At 72.0% G+C, this 16768-nt stretch carries 13 protein-coding genes and 1 tRNA gene; 5 read left to right on the top strand and 9 right to left on the bottom strand.

Annotated elements, in window-relative coordinates; genetic code table 11:
* Positions 1–7 precede the first annotated feature (7 nt).
* Positions 8–2146, top strand: a complete 2139-nt coding sequence (locus tag ACZ5FU_RS12525) for a DEAD/DEAH box helicase (protein ID WP_469045299.1) — start codon at positions 8–10, stop codon at positions 2144–2146.
* A 27-nt stretch (positions 2147–2173) separates the two neighbouring features.
* Here ACZ5FU_RS12525 and pth read toward each other — a convergent pair whose 3' ends face one another.
* The 6 genes from pth to ACZ5FU_RS12495 form a co-directional block, all read right to left on the bottom strand.
* A complete protein-coding gene (pth, locus tag ACZ5FU_RS12520) occupies positions 2174–2776 on the bottom strand; it encodes an aminoacyl-tRNA hydrolase (RefSeq protein WP_451527448.1) in 603 nt (200 codons plus the stop codon).
* Positions 2777–2850: 74 nt separating this feature from the next.
* Entirely contained in the window at positions 2851–3447 is a 597-nt protein-coding gene (locus tag ACZ5FU_RS12515) for a 50S ribosomal protein L25/general stress protein Ctc (RefSeq protein WP_469045298.1), read from the bottom strand.
* 201 nt (positions 3448–3648) lie between these two features.
* On the bottom strand, positions 3649–4623 hold the full coding sequence (locus ACZ5FU_RS12510) for a ribose-phosphate diphosphokinase (RefSeq protein WP_363086569.1): 975 nt from the start codon (positions 4621–4623) through the stop codon (positions 3649–3651).
* A 134-nt stretch (positions 4624–4757) separates the two neighbouring features.
* Positions 4758–6206 (bottom strand): bifunctional UDP-N-acetylglucosamine diphosphorylase/glucosamine-1-phosphate N-acetyltransferase GlmU, encoded by a 1449-nt coding sequence (gene glmU / locus ACZ5FU_RS12505; RefSeq protein ID WP_451779081.1) that lies wholly within the window; start codon positions 6204–6206, stop codon positions 4758–4760.
* A gap of 108 nt (positions 6207–6314) precedes the next feature.
* Positions 6315–6386 (bottom strand) — tRNA-Gln (locus ACZ5FU_RS12500).
* A gap of 15 nt (positions 6387–6401) precedes the next feature.
* Positions 6402–7277 carry a hypothetical protein gene (locus ACZ5FU_RS12495; RefSeq protein WP_469045297.1) on the bottom strand — a complete coding sequence of 292 codons (876 nt, stop codon included), beginning with the start codon at positions 7275–7277 and terminating at the stop codon, positions 6402–6404.
* A 166-nt stretch (positions 7278–7443) separates the two neighbouring features.
* Between ACZ5FU_RS12495 and ACZ5FU_RS12490 the strand changes: the two genes are divergently transcribed.
* Positions 7444–8745: a sensor histidine kinase gene (locus tag ACZ5FU_RS12490; protein WP_451527444.1), complete on the top strand. Its 1302-nt coding sequence runs from the start codon at positions 7444–7446 to the stop codon at positions 8743–8745.
* 62 nt (positions 8746–8807) lie between these two features.
* On the opposite strand, the gene ACZ5FU_RS12485 is transcribed toward ACZ5FU_RS12490, so the two are convergent.
* On the bottom strand, positions 8808–9299 hold the full coding sequence (locus ACZ5FU_RS12485; RefSeq protein WP_451779195.1) for an SUKH-3 domain-containing protein: 492 nt from the start codon (positions 9297–9299) through the stop codon (positions 8808–8810).
* Between the two features lie 101 nt (positions 9300–9400).
* Positions 9401–9916: a YwqJ-related putative deaminase gene (locus ACZ5FU_RS12480; protein ID WP_451527443.1), complete on the bottom strand. Its 516-nt coding sequence runs from the start codon at positions 9914–9916 to the stop codon at positions 9401–9403.
* Between the two features lie 308 nt (positions 9917–10224).
* On the opposite strand from ACZ5FU_RS12480, the gene ACZ5FU_RS12475 reads away from it, so the two are divergent.
* From ACZ5FU_RS12475 to ACZ5FU_RS12465, 3 genes are all read left to right on the top strand, one after another.
* Positions 10225–11238, top strand: a complete 1014-nt coding sequence (locus tag ACZ5FU_RS12475; RefSeq protein WP_469045296.1) for an SMI1/KNR4 family protein — start codon at positions 10225–10227, stop codon at positions 11236–11238.
* Between the two features lie 7 nt (positions 11239–11245).
* Positions 11246–13855, top strand: a complete 2610-nt coding sequence (locus tag ACZ5FU_RS12470; RefSeq protein WP_469045295.1) for an SUKH-4 family immunity protein — start codon at positions 11246–11248, stop codon at positions 13853–13855.
* 225 nt (positions 13856–14080) lie between these two features.
* Complete coding sequence (locus ACZ5FU_RS12465) at positions 14081–14932, top strand: cellulose-binding protein (protein ID WP_469045294.1); 852 nt, start codon at positions 14081–14083, stop codon at positions 14930–14932.
* 289 nt (positions 14933–15221) lie between these two features.
* On the opposite strand, the gene ACZ5FU_RS12460 is transcribed toward ACZ5FU_RS12465, so the two are convergent.
* Positions 15222–16727: an MFS transporter gene (locus ACZ5FU_RS12460; RefSeq protein WP_451527439.1), complete on the bottom strand. Its 1506-nt coding sequence runs from the start codon at positions 16725–16727 to the stop codon at positions 15222–15224.
* Between the last annotated feature and the right edge of the window lie 41 nt (positions 16728–16768).

Genomic DNA, 16768 nt, shown 5'->3' with positions numbered 1-16768 from the left:
AGCGCCCGTGAACACCGACGGCACTCCGGACGCGGTCGACCGGCTCCACCCCGTCGTCCTGCACCACATCGCCAACACCCTCGGCTGGCCCGATCTGCGGCCCCTCCAGAAGGCCGCCGTCCATCCGCTCATGGACGGCACGGACGCGCTGCTCCTCGCCCCCACCGCCGGCGGCAAAACCGAAGCCGCAGCCTTCCCCCTGCTGTCGAAAATGGCCCAGGCACGGTGGACGGGAACCTCGATCCTCTACGTGTGTCCCCTCAAGGCACTCCTCAACAACCTGCTGCCGCGCCTGGAGAGCTACACCTCGTGGCTCGGACGCTCTGCGGCCCTCTGGCACGGCGACATCTCGCAGACCCGGCGCAAACGCATCCTGTGGGAACGCCCCGACATCCTGCTGAGCACGCCGGAATCACTGGAAGCGATGCTGGTCAGCGCCAACGTCGACCACCGTGCCTTCTTCTCGGGACTACGGGCGGTCGTCGTGGACGAGGTCCACGCCTTCGCGGGCGACGACCGCGGCTGGCACCTCCTCGCCGTGCTGGAGCGCCTGGAGCGGGTCGCCGGCCGTCCGGTGCAGCGGATCGGTCTCTCCGCGACCGTGGGCAATCCGCAACAGCTCCTGGCCTGGCTGCAAGGATCCGGTGCCGGGGAACGACCTGCGCACGTGGTCTCCGCCGGTGGCTCCGCGACGACGGCCGACACCCCGCCGCCCGGAGACATTCAGCTCGACTACGTGGGCTCCCTGGAGAACGCCGCCACCGTCATCGCCGCACTCCACCGGGGAGAGAAGCGCCTGGTCTTCTGCGAGACCCGGCGACATGTCGAGAAGCTCGGCGAGCGCCTGCGCGCCAAAGGCGTGACCACCTTCCTCTCGCACGCCTCCCTCGCGGCCGACGAGCGCCGACGCGCCGAGGAAGCGTTCGGCGAGGCGCGCGACTGCGTGATCGTCTCCACCAGCACCCTCGAACTCGGCATCGACGTGGGTGACCTTGATCGCGTCATCCAGATCGACGCCCCGCCCACCGTGGCGTCCTTCCTCCAACGTCTGGGCCGAACCGGCAGACGGCCCGGATCCTCGCGCAACTGCCTCTTCCTCACCCTCGACGAGGACGGCCTGCTCGCCGCCGCGGCCCTGCTCCTGCAGTGGTCACGAGGCTGGGTCGAACCAGTGGTGGCCCCGCCCGAACCCCGGCATATCGTCGCCCAACAGGTACTCGCCCTCTGCCTCCAGGAGAACACGGTCGGAGAACACCTTTGGCAGGAATGGTGGGGTGGGCTGGGCCCCTTCGGACCCTCGGCCGAACCGATCGTGAAACACCTGATCGCAGAGAGCTATCTCGAACGGGATGGCGGCATGCTGTTCATCGGTCCCGAAGCGGAGCAGCGCTTCGGCTACCGCCACTTCATGGACCTGACGGCGGTGTTCACCGCCGCGCCGGAGTTCACCGTGCTCTTCGGCCGCAAGGAGATCGGATCGACCGACCCGGCCCTGCTGACCGAGAAAGTGGCCGGACCACGACGGCTCCTGCTGGCAGGCCGCAGCTGGCAGGTCACCTACATCGACTGGTCCAGACGCCGGTGCTTCGTTGAACCCGTGGAGAGCGGCGGCAAGGCACGGTGGGCCGGAGCGGGCTTCGCCAGGGGAGCCTCGTACGAACTCACACGCGGAGTACGCGACGTCCTGCTCGGTGCCGACCCGCCCGTGAGGCTGACACGCCGCGCGCACGACGCTCTGACCGCAGCACGCGAAAGCGCCGTGGAGCGGGTGCACCCAGACGGAACCGTCGTCGTCCGGGAGGGGCCCGGCACCGGCGTGCGCTGGTGGACCTGGGCCGGGCAGCGAGCGAATGCCACACTCGCAGCCACCCTCAGCGAGATCGCCGACCCTCTCCAGTACCCCACGGACGCCTGCATCCGTTTTCGGGAGGACCTGACGGCCACCGAGTGGAAACAGGCCAGGACCCGGGCGGCTCAGCAGCTCAGCTTGCCCTCCGTGGACCCGCGCGCGTTGCGGGGACTGAAGTTCAGCGCCGCCCTGCCGGAACGCCTCGCCACCGCCACGTTGGCAGCTCGCCTGGCAGACCTGGACAACACTGCCTCGGTCCTCAAAGAACCGGCACGGTTCTCAACCCTTCCGTTGTGATCCGCCGACCCACGAGAACGGCGCACGTCAGGAGTTGTACGTCCCCTGCGCCCGCTCCAACCCCTCGATCACCAGACACTCCACCGCGTCCGCCGCCCGGTCCACGAACCAGTCCAGCTCCTTGCGCTCCGCCCCCGAGAAATCCTTCAGCACGAAATCCGCCACCTGCATCCGCCCCGGCGGCCGGCCGATCCCGAACCGCACCCGGTGATAGTCCGCCCCGAACGCCTTCGTCATCGACTTCAGACCGTTGTGCCCGTTGTCCCCGCCCCCCAGCTTCAACCGCAGCACCCCGTAGTCGATGTCCAACTCGTCATGGACCGCCACCACCCGCTCCACCGGCACCTTGTAGAAATCCCGCAACGCGTTCACCGGACCACCCGACAGGTTCATGTACGACATCGGCTTCGCCAGCACCACCCGCCGGTTGCCCGGCCCCGGCGGACCGATCCGCCCCTCCACCACCTGCGCCTGCGCCCGCCCGGCCCGCTTGAACCTCCCCCCGATCCGCTCCGCCAGCAGATCGGCCACCATGAACCCCACGTTGTGCCGGTTCATCGCGTACTCCGGACCCGGATTGCCCAGCCCCACGACCAGCCAGGGGGCGTTCGCGTCGGTCGTCACGTCCATGTCTCCTCGATACACGCCAGCCGCTGCCCCCCGAGGGAACAGCGGCTGACGAACAAACGACGGCGGTACGGGGATCAGGCCTCCGCGGAAGCCTCCTCGCCCTCACCCTCACCCTCGGTGGGCTCCTCCGCCTGCGCGGCCAGCACCTGCAGCACCACGGTTTCGCCGTCGACGCCCAGCTTGGTGCCCGACGGCAGCGGGATGTCCTTCGCCAGGATCGAGTCACCGGCCGTCAGACCCTCGACGGACACCGTGACCGACTCGGGGATGTGCGTGGCCTCGGCCTCGACCGGCAGCGCGTTCAGGACGTGCTCCAGCAGGTTGCCGCCCGGAGCCAGCTCACCCTCGGTCTGCACGAAGATCTCGACGTTGACCTTCTCGCCACGCTGGACCAGCTGAAGGTCGACGTGCTCCAGGAAACCCTTGATCGGGTCACGCTGCACCGACTTCGGGATCGCCAGCTCGTTCGTCTTGCCGTCGATGTCCAGGGAGATCAGGACGTTCGGCGTACGCAGCGCGAGCAGCAGCTCGTGACCCGGCAGCGTCAGGTGGATCGGGTCCGAACCGTGGCCGTACAGCACACCGGGAACCTTGCTGTCACGACGGATACGGCGGGCCGCACCCTTGCCGAACTCGGTACGCGACTCAGCGGCGATCTTCACTTCGGACATGGCACTCACTCCTCGTAGGGAAAGCGACGACGGAAAGGTCACCCGGCCACGAACGGCCTGCTACGAAGAGCGCGTCGATAACGGACCGCCGTACACACGCATCACACGCGTACGGCCTCCCTCGCCGAGCAACTCGCGCAGTCTACTCGGCGGGGGAGGCCGCAGAAAAATCGATCAACCCGGCAGAAGCCGGCGCACCGCCTACTGCTCGTCGAACAGGCTCGTCACCGAACCGTCCTCGAACACCTCACGCACCGCGTTCGCGATCGTCGGCGCGATCGACAACACCGTGATCTTGTCCACTTCCAGCTCACCCGGCGTCGGCAGCGTGTTCGTGAAGACGAACTCACTCACCTTCGAGTTCTTCAACCGGTCCGCCGCCGGACCCGACAGCACACCGTGCGTCGCCGTCACGATGACGTCCTCCGCACCGTGCGCGAACAACGCGTCCGCCGCCGCACAGATCGTGCCACCGGTGTCGATCATGTCGTCGACCAGCACACACACCCGGCCCTTGACCTCACCGACCACCTCATGGACCGTCACCTGGTTCGCCACGTCCTTGTCACGCCGCTTGTGCACGATCGCCAGCGGCGCACCCAGACGGTCGCACCAACGGTCCGCGACCCGCACCCGCCCCGCGTCCGGCGACACCACCGTCAGCTTCGAACGGTCCACCTTGCTGCCCACGTAGTCCGCCAGCAACGGCAGCGCGAACAGATGATCCACCGGACCGTCGAAGAAACCCTGGATCTGGTCCGTGTGCAGATCCACCGTGAGGATCCGGTCCGCACCCGCCGTCTTCATCAGATCCGCGATCAGCCGCGCCGAGATCGGCTCACGACCACGGTGCTTCTTGTCCTGCCGCGCATAACCGTAGAACGGCACGATCACCGTGATCGAACGCGCCGAAGCACGCTTCAGCGCATCGATCATGATCAACTGCTCCATGATCCACTTGTTGATCGGAGCCGTGTGGCTCTGGATCAGAAAGCAGTCCGCACCACGCGCCGACTCCTCGTACCGCACATAGATCTCACCATTGGCGAAATCGAAGGCCTTCGTCGGGACGACCCCGACACCCAGCTGGTGGGCGACCTCCTCGGCAAGCTCGGGGTGGGCGCGGCCGGAGAAGAACATCATCTTCTTCTCGCCGGTCGTCTTGATCCCGGTCACAGCACTGTCTCCTCAGAGGTGTCTCAGCCGACTGTCCCGCGACCTCGCCGCCGCTCGCGACGAGGCCGTCTCAGCTGGTGGGGTGCGGGTGTGCACCTATCACGGTACGCCGTCCACGACGCACTCGTTTCCGGTCAGTTCTCGCCCTCGCCCTGCCGGGCAGCCGCCTCGGCGGCCTTCGCCGCCGCACTCCCCGGACGCTTACGAGCCACCCAACCCTCGATATTCCGCTGCTGACCACGGGCCACGGCCAGCGAACCGGGCGGCACATCCTTCGTGATCACGGACCCGGCAGCGGTGTACGCACCGTCCCCGACCGTGACAGGAGCCACAAACATGTTGTCCGAACCCGTCTTGCAGTGCGACCCGACCACGGTGTGATGCTTGTCCTGCCCGTCATAGTTCACGAACACACTGGCCGCACCGATGTTCGTGAAATCCCCGATCGTCGCGTCCCCCACGTACGACAGATGCGGCACCTTCGTCCCCTCACCCACGACGGAGTTCTTCGTCTCCACGAACGTACCGATCTTCGACTTCACACCCAGCCGCGTACCCGGCCGCAGGTACGCGAACGGCCCCACCGACGCCTGCGGACCCACCTCCGCCCCGTCCGCCACCGTGTTGTCCACCCGAGCCCCCGCACCCACCCGCGTGTCCTTCAGCCGGCTGTTCGGACCCACCTCGGCACCCTCACCCACATGCGTCACACCCGACAACTGCGTCCCCGGCAACACCACCGCGTCCTGCCCGAACGTCACCGTCGCATCGACCCACGTCGTCGCCGGATCCACCACCGTCACCCCCGCCAACATGGCGGCCGTCAACAACCGGTCGTTCAGAATCCGACGCGCCTCCGCCAACTGCACCCGGTTGTTGATCCCCGCCACCTCACGATGATCACTCGCCACCGACGCACCCACCCGATGACCCGCCTCACGCAGAATCCCCAGCACGTCCGTCAGGTACTCCTCACCCTGACTGTTGTCCGTACGCACCTGCTTCAGCGCACCCGCCAACAACTGCCCGTCGAACGCGAACACACCCGAATTGATCTCCCGGACCGCCCGCTGCGCCTCCGACGCGTCCTTGTGCTCCACGATCCCCGTGACCGCACCCGACACCTCGTCCCGCACGATCCGCCCGTACCCGGTCGCGTCCGGCACCTCGGCCGACAGCACGGTCACGGCGTTCCCCTCCGCGTGATGCACCGCGGCGAGTCGCGCGAGCGTCGCACCGGTCAGCAGCGGAGTGTCACCGCACACCACCACCACCGTCCCGTCCACGGACCCGCCGAGCTGTTCCAGGCCCATCCGCACGGCGTGCCCGGTGCCGTTCTGCTCCTCCTGCACCGCGGTCCGCACGGCCGGGTCGATCGCGGCGAGGTGGGCGGTGACCTTCTCGCGCGCGTGCCCGACGACGACGACCAGGTTCTCGGGGTCCAACTCGCGGGAGGCCGCCAGGACGTGCCCGACGAGACTGCGGCCGCAGATCTCGTGCAGGACCTTCGGTATGGCGGACTTCATACGGGTGCCCTCACCCGCTGCGAGAACGACGACGGCTGCCGGGCGGATGGCGCTCACGGAGTTGCCCTTCGGCTGTGGAGAGGTGGGACATCCGAAGGATACCGGGGCGTTTCCCGGCGGACATGAGAGCGGGCCCTGACAGTGCTGTCAGGGCCCGCTCGGCAGCTCCGCCGGCTGGATTCGAACCAGCGTCTCAAGGCTCCAAAGGCCTGCGGGATGCCGCTACCCCACGGCGGAACGCTGCCTCAAACCTTACCGGAGGAGAGGGGGAGCATGATCCCGCACGGCAGAGTCCACGATCCCGGACCACCAGCCTTCGATGCGACGGTACAGCTCGGCTCCTTGCAGGACGCGGATCACGAGGCAACCACGGTAGTTCTCGCCCACGTTCTTCCGGACGGTCTTGGGATTGTGCCGCTTCAGGGTCGTCTTGTAGAAGACCGCACGGTCGACGCCGACGAGGTCTGCCCAGTACTCCTCGGCGCCCGTGACGTCGGCGTTCTCGTGGATCATCACAGTGAATCGCAGACGTTCCCGAGATACGCCGAGCAGGTCCAGCCAAGCCAGGTAGACCCTGATGACCCCGGGGTCGCTGTTGACGAACTGCACGCTTTCCCGCCTGGCGTAGGGCTTGTCCTTCGAACCCTCGGCCCAGTAGAGGGCGACGCCGACCAGGAACAGGTCGCGGGTGGTCATCGTGCCGATCTCGTTCGCGGCAGCAGCCTTGGTCTGCTGCCTTTTCTCGTCCCGCACCGCGAGTTCGTGCTCCCACCTCTTCCGGCAGGCCAACCTCGCCTGCTCCGCCGCGTCCCGTCGTTCGGGTTTGGGCAGATCCCGCACCCACAGCGAGATCGAGCTTTTCGAGCACCCCAGTTCCACCTGGATCTGGTCGTACGTCCAGCCCTGGAGCCGCAGCTCTCGCGCCTTCGCCCTCAGGTCGTCCTTCGCCCTCGGGCGCTTCGTCCAGTCCGGGGGAGGTTCGCCCTCCAGGAGGCGGTTGAGGAGGTCGTTGTTGTCCACGTGCAGCCGGTCGCGGATCTGCCGTCGGCTGAGTCCCGCCCGCCGCAGCGCGACCGCCCGCTCGCGCAGGCCCTCGAAGTCGGCGTACTTGCCCAGTGAATGTGTCATAGGCATACCGTCCGGCCGGAACATGAGCTTCCGGTGTCGAACGGGCACTGTTCAGCAGTTCGAGGGATACCGGGGGGTTTCGATGCTGTTCGGTTGTGGGGTGTGGTGGGGATGAGTCGGGGAAAGTCGCCGGAAAAGGCGGGGCGGGCGCCCGTAGGGTGGAGGTATGACCACGACGGGGGAAGAGCACACCTCGGCTCGGGGAGGGCCTTGGTGGTGGGGCAGGCGCCGCAGTGCGGTGTTCGACTGGAGTCTCGCGGCGGTGTCCGCCGCGGAGTGCGCGGTGGAGGGGTACCCGTTCGCGCGGGACGCGGGCGTGCCGGTGGCGGTGGGGGTGGTGTTCGGGCTGCTCGCCGGGTCGGTGCTGCTGGTGCGGCGGAGGTGGCCGATCGCGGTGGTGCTGGTGGCGATCGCCGTCACGCCGGCGCAGATGGGCTTCCTGATGGGGATCGTCGGGCTGTACACGCTGGCCGCCTCCGAGCTGCCGCGGCGGATCATCGCCTCGCTGGCGGGGATGCAGCTGGTGGGGACGTTGATCGTGACGTTCGTGCGGGTGGGGCAGAGCATGGACCAGGGGCGTCTGACGATCGGGGACTGGTTCATCCCGTTCGCGGCGATCACGACCTCGCTGGGGCTGACCGCTCCGCCGTTGCTGCTGGGGCTGTACGTCGGGGCGCGGCGGCGGTTGATGGAGAGTCTGCGGGAGCGGGCGGACAGTCTGGAGCGGGAGTTGCAGCTGTTGGCGGAGCGGGCCGAGGAGCGGGCGGAGTGGGCGCGCGGTGAGGAGCGGACGCGGATCGCGCGGGAGATGCACGACGTGGTGGCGCATCGGGTGAGTCTGATGGTGGTGCACGCGGCGGCGTTGCAGGCGGTGGCGCGCAAGGATCCGGAGAAGGCGGTGCGCAACGCCGCGTTGGTGGGGGACATGGGGCGGCAGGCGTTGACCGAGTTGCGGGAGATGCTCGGGGTGTTGCGCAGTGGTGAGGGTGTAGGGGTGCGGGGTGGGGTGGCGTCGGCGGTGGTGGGGCCGGCGGCGGTGTCGGTGGTCTCGGGGGTCGTGGAGGAGGGGGAGGGGCCGTGTCTGTCGGAGTTGGACGAGTTGGTGGGGCAGTCGGCGGCGGCGGGGATGGCGGTGGATCTGTCGGTGGAGGGTGAGGTGCGGGGGTATGCGCGGCAGGTGGAGCAGACGGCGTACCGCGTGGTGCAGGAGGCGTTGACGAACGTGCACAAGCATGCGGCGGGTGCGAAGACGTATGTGCGGTTGGCGCACCGGGTGGCGGAGATCGCGATGCAGGTGGAGAACGAGCCGCCGCCGGAGGTGGGGTCGGCGTCGGCGGCGCGGTTGCCGTCGGGGGGGAACGGGTTGGTGGGGATGCGGGAGCGGGTGGTGGCGTTGGGTGGGGTGTTCGTGTCGGGGCCGACGGAGGCGGGGGGTTTCCGGGTGTCGGCGGTGATTCCGGCGGTGTAGGGGGGGCGGTTCCGGCGGGTCCTGGGTGGTGTGGGCCTGGTGGGGGTGCGGGTCCGGGGGTGTCAGCCGGCGGTGAGGCGGACGGGTTCCGTGCCGGTGACGAGGGTGCCGAGGGCCTGGTCGATGTCGGGGCCGAGGTACCAGTCGCCGGTGTGGTCGAGGGCGTAGACGCGGCCTGTGGCGTCGATGGCGAGGAGGGAGTGGCTGTCGGTCTCGCTGCCGAGGGGGCTGACGTCGGTGCCGAGGGCGCGGCCGAGGTCGGCGAGGGTGCGGGCGAGGTGGAGGCCGTGGAGGGGGTCGAGGTGGACGGCGGCGGGGGCGATCTGGCGGCCGGGGCCGGTGGGGGTGAGGTGGAGGCCGCCGAATTCGGCCCAGACCTCGACGGCGGCGGGGAAGACGGCGTGGCGGTGGCCGGCGGGTGAGGTGTGGTCGCGCAGGGTGTCGGCCCAGATCTCGGCTTGTCTGATGTCCCAGCGTCCGGGTTGCCAGCCGGCGGCGCGCAGGGCGGCGTCGACGGGTACGGGGAAGCGCGTGGTGGTGCGGTCGGGGTGCATCTGCCCTTCGTTCGTCGGGGTCATGGGTCGGCGCGGGGCCGTCGTGCGGGTGCGTGGTGGTGGGGGGAGCGGTGTATGTGCGGGGGGCGCGGGTGCGGTGGTCAGCTGTCGTCGGTCGCGGGGTCGACGATGCGGACGCCGAAGTGGGCGCTGAGCGCGGTGCAGGCGCGGCAGGGGGTGGCGAAGCTGCCGTGGAGCGGGTCGCCGTCCTCGCGGATGCGACGGGCGGTGAGTTTGGCCTGTTTGAGGGCTTTGCGGGCTTCGCCGTTGGTCATGGGTCTGCGGGCGGCGCGTTTGCTGCGGGCGGCGTCGGTGGTGGTGATGTGGCGGGAGATCAGGAGAGCTTCGGCGCAGCGGCCGGTGTAGCGGTCCCGCCGGTCGCTGGGGAGGGTGTCGAGGAACTCCTGGACGAGGGGGTGCAGGGTGGGGGGCTGGTCGCCGCGGGCGGCGGTGCCGGTGAGGGTGGCGCCGCGGACGGAGAGGGCGGCGGCGATGGTGGGGAGTATGCCGTCGCGGCGGTGGCGGAGGGCGGGTGCGTGGGGGGTCTCGTCGCTGCTCCAGCCGATGCGGGGGTCGCCGGAGCGGCTGGTGTGCGGTCCCGTTTGCGTGGCGTTCATGATCGTCTTTCCCCTCCGTGCATCCCCCCAAAGGTCTCAGAGTGCCAAACGGTGGGGCCTGTGTGGAAGCTGGGGCGGCGCGACACGCCCGGGCCCGGGCCGGCTGTCACGAGGGGGTGACGGCTGGTCACGGAAGTGGAGGGCCGGTGACCGGTGCCGTCGTACCGCATAGGCTGTCGGCACCGCCTGGCGCGTGGGTGACGCGCGTGGGAGACCGTTGGAGACAGTCGGATACGGGGCGTGGTGGTCGGTCCGGATGCGGATCCGGCCGCCGGGGCCCGTCCAGAGCGCCGCAGGGGGCAACCGCCATGACGACAGGTCGGCTCGGGCAGCGAGCCGCGCCGCCGAACGCGGCCTACGCCGGGCAGGTCGTGCATTTCCCGGATCCGGTCCGGGCCGCACGTCACCCGAGAGGAGTACGGGTCGACGAGCGCGGCTACCCGGATTTCTCGTCCTACGCGCGGGCGGCCGCGGAGATCGCGGAGCCGCCGGAGGGTTTCGGTGTCGACGAGTTGCGGCTGACGGACTACGTGTCGGCGAACGCGGCGTTGTCGGCGTCGGGGCACGAGTTGTGGGACACGGTGGACAGTGTGGCGACGCCGCACGGCTGGACGTGGCACCACATGGTGGGTTCGCGGCGGCTGGAGCTGGTTCCGGTCGAGGTGAAGGCGTTGCTGCGGCACCACGGCGGGATCGCGACGGCGGTGGTCGATCAGGTGAAGCGCGGGACGCGGCCGCTGCAGGAGACGCGGCCGGCGCACTTCGGGCTGCCGAAGTCGGGTGTGGCGGTGACGGAGCAGCAGGTGCAGGGGGTCGAGGAGGATCTCGGGTACCGGCTGCCGGGCGCGTACCGGACGTTCCTGAAGGCGGCGGGCGGTTGTGCTCCGGTGGGTGCGGCGCTGGACGCGGAGCTGGGGCTGCTGGTGGACCAGCCGTTCTTCACGGTGCGGGACGAGGCGGCCGTCAACGATCTGGTGTACGTGAACAAGTGTCTGCGCGACCATCTGACCAAGGACTATCTGGGTGTCGGGTTCGTGCAGGGTGGTCTGCTGGCCGTGAAGGTGAAGGGCGACCGGATCGGTTCGGTGTGGTTCTGCGCGTACGACGACGTGCGGGACGTGGATCCGGCGTGGTCGCCGGCGGAGCGGGTGGAGCGGTTGCTGCTGCCGTGCGGGGAGGACTTCGACGTCTTCCTGTCGCGGCTCGCGGGGCGGCCGCCGGAGTTGGAGACGGTGGCGAATCTGATGGTGGACGGTGGTTTCGCGCGGGTTGTCCCCGTGGCTTCCGGTTCTTCCGTTCCGTCCGTCGGTGTGGGGGAGTGATCCGGCGATGGTGACGTTCGCGCAGGCGCAGGAGCGCGGTGAAGAGTGGGTCAACGGGGACGTTCCGGCGTATCAGCACCGTGAGGTGCGGGTGCGGGAGTTCGGGCTCGGGTTCGTGGTGTGGGCCGAGGACCGTGCGGAGGGGCCGCGTTCGGACGGGGGCGGGCAGCGGTTGGTGCTGGCCCGTGACAGCGGTGAGGTCACGTTGTGGCCGGCGCTGCCGGTGGGCGAGGTGATCCGCCGGTACGAGGAGGAGTACGGCCGTCCGGAGGGTGAGCCGGCGCCGGTGCCGCCGGCCGCGGCGCGGGTGGATCTGAACCAGACGTCGTTCCTGCTGTCGCCGCCGGAGTGGTTGCAGGAGGCGGCGGACCGGCTGGGGATCGGGGAGGCGGCGGACGCCCCGGAGCCTGCGTCCGCTCCGTCTTCTCCGCCCGAGTCCGAGTCCGTTTCCGCCTCCTCCTCGTCCTCCGCTTCACCGGTCCCTTCCCCCGAGCCGGCGCCCGCCGCCGCGGCGGGTCCGGCCGGGGGCCTCGGCGATCCGTCGCTGCCCCGGACGCAGGCGGGTGTCCCGACGCCGGCTCCCACGCCCGCCGGGGCCACGCCCTGGACGGGTACGGACACCAACGCCGATGCCGGTGACGACCGTTCCGTGCCGTTGCCGGTGACGGTGTTCGCGCCGCCGTTGAGCGGTGCCGACGACGAGGCGCCGCCGCCCTCCGCCGCGCCGGACGCCAAGACGGCGCTGATCTCGGGCGGCAGCCGGCTTCCGTCCACGGCGGTCGCGCCGGCGCTCCCGGACGTGGACGGGCGGGGAGGGCCGGGCGGTGCTCCCACGCCGCCTCCGGCGCCGGTGCCGGGCGGGTCGGCGACGCCGCCGCCCGCCGGTCCGGGTGCGCCGGCCCGGCCGCTCGCGCCGCACGCCGAGGACATCGCGGACGCGGCGACCAGCAAGGCGGTTCCGCCGCCGCGGCGCACCGGCGGGGCGCCGCCGCCCCCGCCGGGCGCGCCGGGCATGCCCGGCGCGCGGCCGGGTGCCACGCCCGCGCCGTCCGCCGGTCCGGCCGGGCCGGGTGCGTCGGCGGGCGGCTACGTGCCCACGCAGTTGGTGTCGGCGCTGGGGCCCGAGGGGCCGGCCGGACCTGGTGGGCCGGGTGCGCCTGGTGCTCCCGGGGTTCCCGGTGTCCCTGGTGGGCCGACCCCGCCCGCCCCGCCGAACCCGCCCGGCGGTACGCCCCCGGGCGGGGTGCACCAGGCGGCGACGATGTTCGCCGACCCGAGCCGGACGGGTCCGGGTGTGCCGCAGCCTCCGGGGGTCCCTCAGTCTCCCGGTGTTCCCGGTGTTCCCGGTGTTCCGGGCGCGCCCCACGCCCCGGCCGCGCCCGGTGTGCCCGGAGGGCCGGGCGCCCACGGGTCCGTCGGTGGCGCTCAGGGTGCCGCGCACCGCGCCGCCACGATGCTGTCCGGGCCGCCGCCGGGCGGTCCCGGCGTGCCGCCTCCGCCGCCGCCCGTTCCGGGTGTGCCGGGCGCCCCCGGTGCGGCTCCCGGTGCCCCCAGGCCGCCGATGCCGCCGCCTGGTGCGATGCCGCCGCCGGGCATGCCCGGCGGCGGGCAGCCGCAGGCGTACGGGTATCCCCCGCAGGGGCAGCCGACCGTCGGGCCGGGTTACCAGGCCGTGCTGCGCTACCGGGCGCACGACGGGTCGGAGCAGCAGGTGATCCGGCGTTCGGCACCGGGCACGCCGCACCCGGAGTGGCAGATCTTCCACGAGCTGCGGGCGATGAACGTGCCGCCGGACCAGGTGCTGGAGCTGCACACCGAGCTGGAGTCGTGTGAGCTGCCGGGGGCGTACTGCGCGCGGATGATCCGTGAGCAGTGGCCGCAGGCGCGGATCACGAGCATCGCGCCGTACGGCACGGATCATGCGAGCCGACAGCAGGGGATGCAGCAACTCCTGGCCCATCAGGGCGAGTTGCATCAGGTCGCCGACGGTCCGGCGCGTCCCGCGCCGGTGCGCGCGCCGTTGCCGCCGGTGCAGCCGGCGCCGCCGGTCCCGCCGGAGGTCGTCGCGCAGGAGATGGGCGCGGCGTTCGGGCCGGGGGTGTTCCGGTTCGAGCAGGCCGCGGTGTCGCGGCAGGGTGTGCCGCCGATCGTGGCGCACACGCTGGTGGTGGCGGGTCTGCCGGTGGACATGGGTCCGTTCTTCTGGGCGCAGGCCCAGCCGGGGCGGCCGGTGCCGACGCTGGCGGAGCTGGCGGCGGAGCGGGGCGTGCAGGCGGCGGCGGACGCGGGTTCGTACCTCGTCATGGGCAGCGACTTCGGCAAGGCGCTCTGCGTGCAGTACGGCACGGCGCACATCGTCGCCGTGCCGGTGGAGGCGGGGCCGGGCGGGGCGTCCGTGGCGCCGCAGTTCGTGAACAGCGGGCTGCCGGAGTTCGCGCGCTGTCTCGCGCTGCTGGGGCGGATGTGGCGGCTGCGGTTCGGTCTGAACCAGGAGCAGGCGGGCCGCTGGACCGTCGACTTCCAGGCGCAGTTGGCCGCGCTGGACCCGGCGGCGCTCGGTTCGCCGGAGAGCTGGTGGTCGGTGCTGCTGGAGGAGATGTGGGACGGACTGCTGTGAGGCGTGCGCCCCGCTGACATGCGGGCGCGTGGGAGGGCCGGGCCCGGTCGTGCGACCGGGCCCGGCCCTTTCGCACGGGCGGCCGACCATGCGACACACGCGGAGTGTCGCGTTATGAACCATTGCTCCTCATACCTCAGGATATGCGGGAAATCATTTGTTCCGCGGCCGTCCGGTGGAGAGGGGTTCCAGGTGACCGACGCTTCGATGGCGCCACCCGGGTTCATGACCGTTCGCGGGCGCGGGTACCGGCCCGAACAGGTCGACGCGTACGCCGCCGCGCTCTCGGCCGACCGGGACGCCGCCTGGGAGCGGGCGGCCCGGCTGACCGTGCTGGCCAGGGACATGGAGGCGCGGGCCGTACGGCTGCGGGAAGCCGTGGACGGGCTGGCGCCGCAGACGTACGACGCCCTCGGGGAGAGGGCGCGGCGCATCTTCCAGCTCGCGCGGCAGGAGGCGGCGGACGTGCGGGAGAGCGCCCGGAGCGCGGCGCGGGAGCAGGTCGAGCGGGCCGGGGCGAAGGCCCGGGCGGTGCGTGCGGCGGCGCGGGAGCGGGCCGAGGAGGTGCGCGCGGAGGCGGAGGAGCGGGCCCGGCGGGAACTGCTCGCGGCGCGCGCCGAGGCCCACGCGATCCGCGTCGGCGCCCGGCGCGAGGTGAGGGAGCGCCGGGGCGAGGCCCTCGCGGTTCTGCGCGAGGCGCGCCGGCGCGCCGCCGCCCTGCTCGCCGACCGGGAGCGGGAGGAGGCGGAGCGGTGGGCCGCCGCCGGGCGTGCGGAGGCCGGCTGCGCCGCCGCGCTCGACGCGCACCACGCCCGGCTGACGGCGCGCGCCGAGGCGGCGCTGTCCGTGGCGGAGCAGGCCCTCGCCGATGCCGGGGAAGCCGCCCGCCGCAGCCAGGAGGAGGCGTGCGCGCGGGCCGCCGCGATCCTCGTCGAGGCACGCGCGCGTGCGGAACGGATCGCCCGCGAGACGGAACGGGTGCTGTGCGAGCACGGCGAGCGGTGGGACGAGGTGCAGGCGCAGATCGACTCCGTGCGCAGCAGCCTGAGCACCCTGACGGGGCGCGGCGCGCGGTGAACGTCCGCCGCGCCCCGCCCGCCCGGGGCGCGGCGCGGCACCGGGCGGTCGGGGGACGGAACCGGACGGGACGGTGACCGACCCGGCCGATCGGCGGGCGCTCGCCGCGGGAACGCGGCGCCGGGCCGTGCCGATGGGCGGGGGTGCCGGGCTGTGGCGTCGGGCCGTGCTGCCGGGCGGCGGCGCGAGGCCGGGACGCCGGGGCGGGCCGCCGCCCGAGGCACCGGGTCGGGGCGCCGCCCGGGCCGCCGGGGCGGGGTGCCGCCCGCGGCGACAGGCCGGCGCCGGGTCAGTCGTCCGGCTCGGTCAGCACCGGGAAGTGACGGGGGGCCAGGCACAGCAGCACCAGGAAGGCGAGCGCGGCGGCGCCCGCCGCGCCCAGGTACACCGCGTGCACGGCCTCGGCGACCGCGTGCCGGGTCGCCCCGGCGGCGGCGCCCGCGTCCAGGTCGCGCACGACGGAGTCCAGGTCGCCCGTGCCGCCCAGCCGGGCCGCCAGCACGCCGTTGGCGACCGCGCCGAAGACGGCCGCGCCGATCGTCTGCCCGCTCTGCCGGCAGAAGAGGACGGACGCGGTGGTGGTGCCGCGCTCCGACCAGCCGACCGTCGACTGCACGCCGACGATCAGCGGCAGCTGGAACAGGCCGAGGGCCGCGCCGAGCACCAGCATCAGCAGCGCCGGCTGCCAGGCCGCCCCCGGATACGGCAGCAGGGGGAACGCGAGCAGGACCAGGGTCGCCGCGCCGATGCCGAGCAGCGCGGTGTCGCGGAAGCCGATGCGCCGGTACACGTGCTGGCTGAGGGCGGCCGACAGCGGCCAGCTCAGCGTCCACACCGACAGCACGAACCCGGCCGTCACCGGGTCCAGGCCCAGCACCGCCTGGGCGTACGTCGGCAGGAACACCGCGGGCGCCACCATCAGCAGGCCCAGCGCGCCCAGCGCGAGGTTGACCGCGGCGATCGTACGGCGACGCCACACCCAGCCGGGGATGATCGGCTCGGCGGCCCGGCGCTCGACGGCCACGACGAGGCCGGCCAGGGCGAGCCCCGCGGCGAACAGGGCGAACGACGGCGCCGACAGCCACGGCCAGGCCACCCCGCCCTGCACCAGCGCGGTCAGCAGCACCCCGCCGGTCGCGAAGACCGCCAGCGCGCCCGCCCAGTCGATCCGCGCGCGTGCCCCCGACGCCCGCTCCGGCTCGTGCAGGTGACGCACGATCAGCCACAACGCCACCGCCCCGACGGGCAGGTTGACCAGGAAGATCCACCGCCAGTCGGCGTACTCCGCCAGCAGCCCGCCCAACCCCGGTCCCGCGACCGCGGACACCGCCCACACCGTGGACAGCCTGGCCTGGATCCGCGGGCGCTCCTTGAGCGGGTAGAGGTCGGCGGCGAGGGTCTGCACGGTGCCCTGCAGCGCGCCGCCGCCCAGTCCCTGCACGACGCGGAACGCGATCAGCGCGCCCATGTCCCAGGCGAGCGCGCACAGCAGGGAGCCGAGCAGGAAGAGGACCGCGCCGGCCACCAGCACGGGTTTGCGGCCGAAGGTGTCGGAGAGCTTGCCGTAGACGGGCAGGGTGACGGTGACGGCGAGGAGGTAGCCGGAGAACAGCCAGGAGAAGACGGAGAACCCGCCCAGGTCGCCGACGATCTGCGGCACGGCGGTGGAGACTACGGTGGCGTCGAGCGCGGCCAGCGCCATGGAGAGCATCAGCGCGGCGACCACCGCCCCCCGCTTCGGGGGTGCCGTTCCCCGCCCCGCGGCCTCCCGTGTCGCGGGTCTGACGTCGCCCATCCCGTGCCCCTCCCCTGCCGGTCCCGTGCCCCTTGCACCTA

This window comes from Streptomyces sp. NPDC031554 (assembly GCF_055580685.1).
Note: the sequence above shows the minus strand (reverse complement) of the source record. Positions and strands in the feature narration are given on the sequence as shown.

Excerpts from the sequence above, each read along its gene's own strand:
- pth (WP_451527448.1), bottom strand. The coding sequence starts at position 2,776 with ATGGACGTGACGACCGACGCGAACGCCCCCTGGCTGGTCGTGGGGCTG.
- ACZ5FU_RS12515 (WP_469045298.1), bottom strand. The coding sequence starts at position 3,447 with ATGTCCGAAGTGAAGATCGCCGCTGAGTCGCGTACCGAGTTCGGCAAG.
- ACZ5FU_RS12495 (WP_469045297.1), bottom strand. The coding sequence starts at position 7,277 with ATGACACATTCACTGGGCAAGTACGCCGACTTCGAGGGCCTGCGCGAG.
- ACZ5FU_RS12490 (WP_451527444.1), top strand. The coding sequence starts at position 7,444 with ATGACCACGACGGGGGAAGAGCACACCTCGGCTCGGGGAGGGCCTTGG.
- ACZ5FU_RS12485 (WP_451779195.1), bottom strand. The coding sequence starts at position 9,299 with ATGCACCCCGACCGCACCACCACGCGCTTCCCCGTACCCGTCGACGCC.
- ACZ5FU_RS12480 (WP_451527443.1), bottom strand. The coding sequence starts at position 9,916 with ATGAACGCCACGCAAACGGGACCGCACACCAGCCGCTCCGGCGACCCC.
- ACZ5FU_RS12475 (WP_469045296.1), top strand. The coding sequence starts at position 10,225 with ATGACGACAGGTCGGCTCGGGCAGCGAGCCGCGCCGCCGAACGCGGCC.
- ACZ5FU_RS12470 (WP_469045295.1), top strand. The coding sequence starts at position 11,246 with ATGGTGACGTTCGCGCAGGCGCAGGAGCGCGGTGAAGAGTGGGTCAAC.
- ACZ5FU_RS12465 (WP_469045294.1), top strand. The coding sequence starts at position 14,081 with ATGACCGTTCGCGGGCGCGGGTACCGGCCCGAACAGGTCGACGCGTAC.
- ACZ5FU_RS12460 (WP_451527439.1), bottom strand. The coding sequence starts at position 16,727 with ATGGGCGACGTCAGACCCGCGACACGGGAGGCCGCGGGGCGGGGAACG.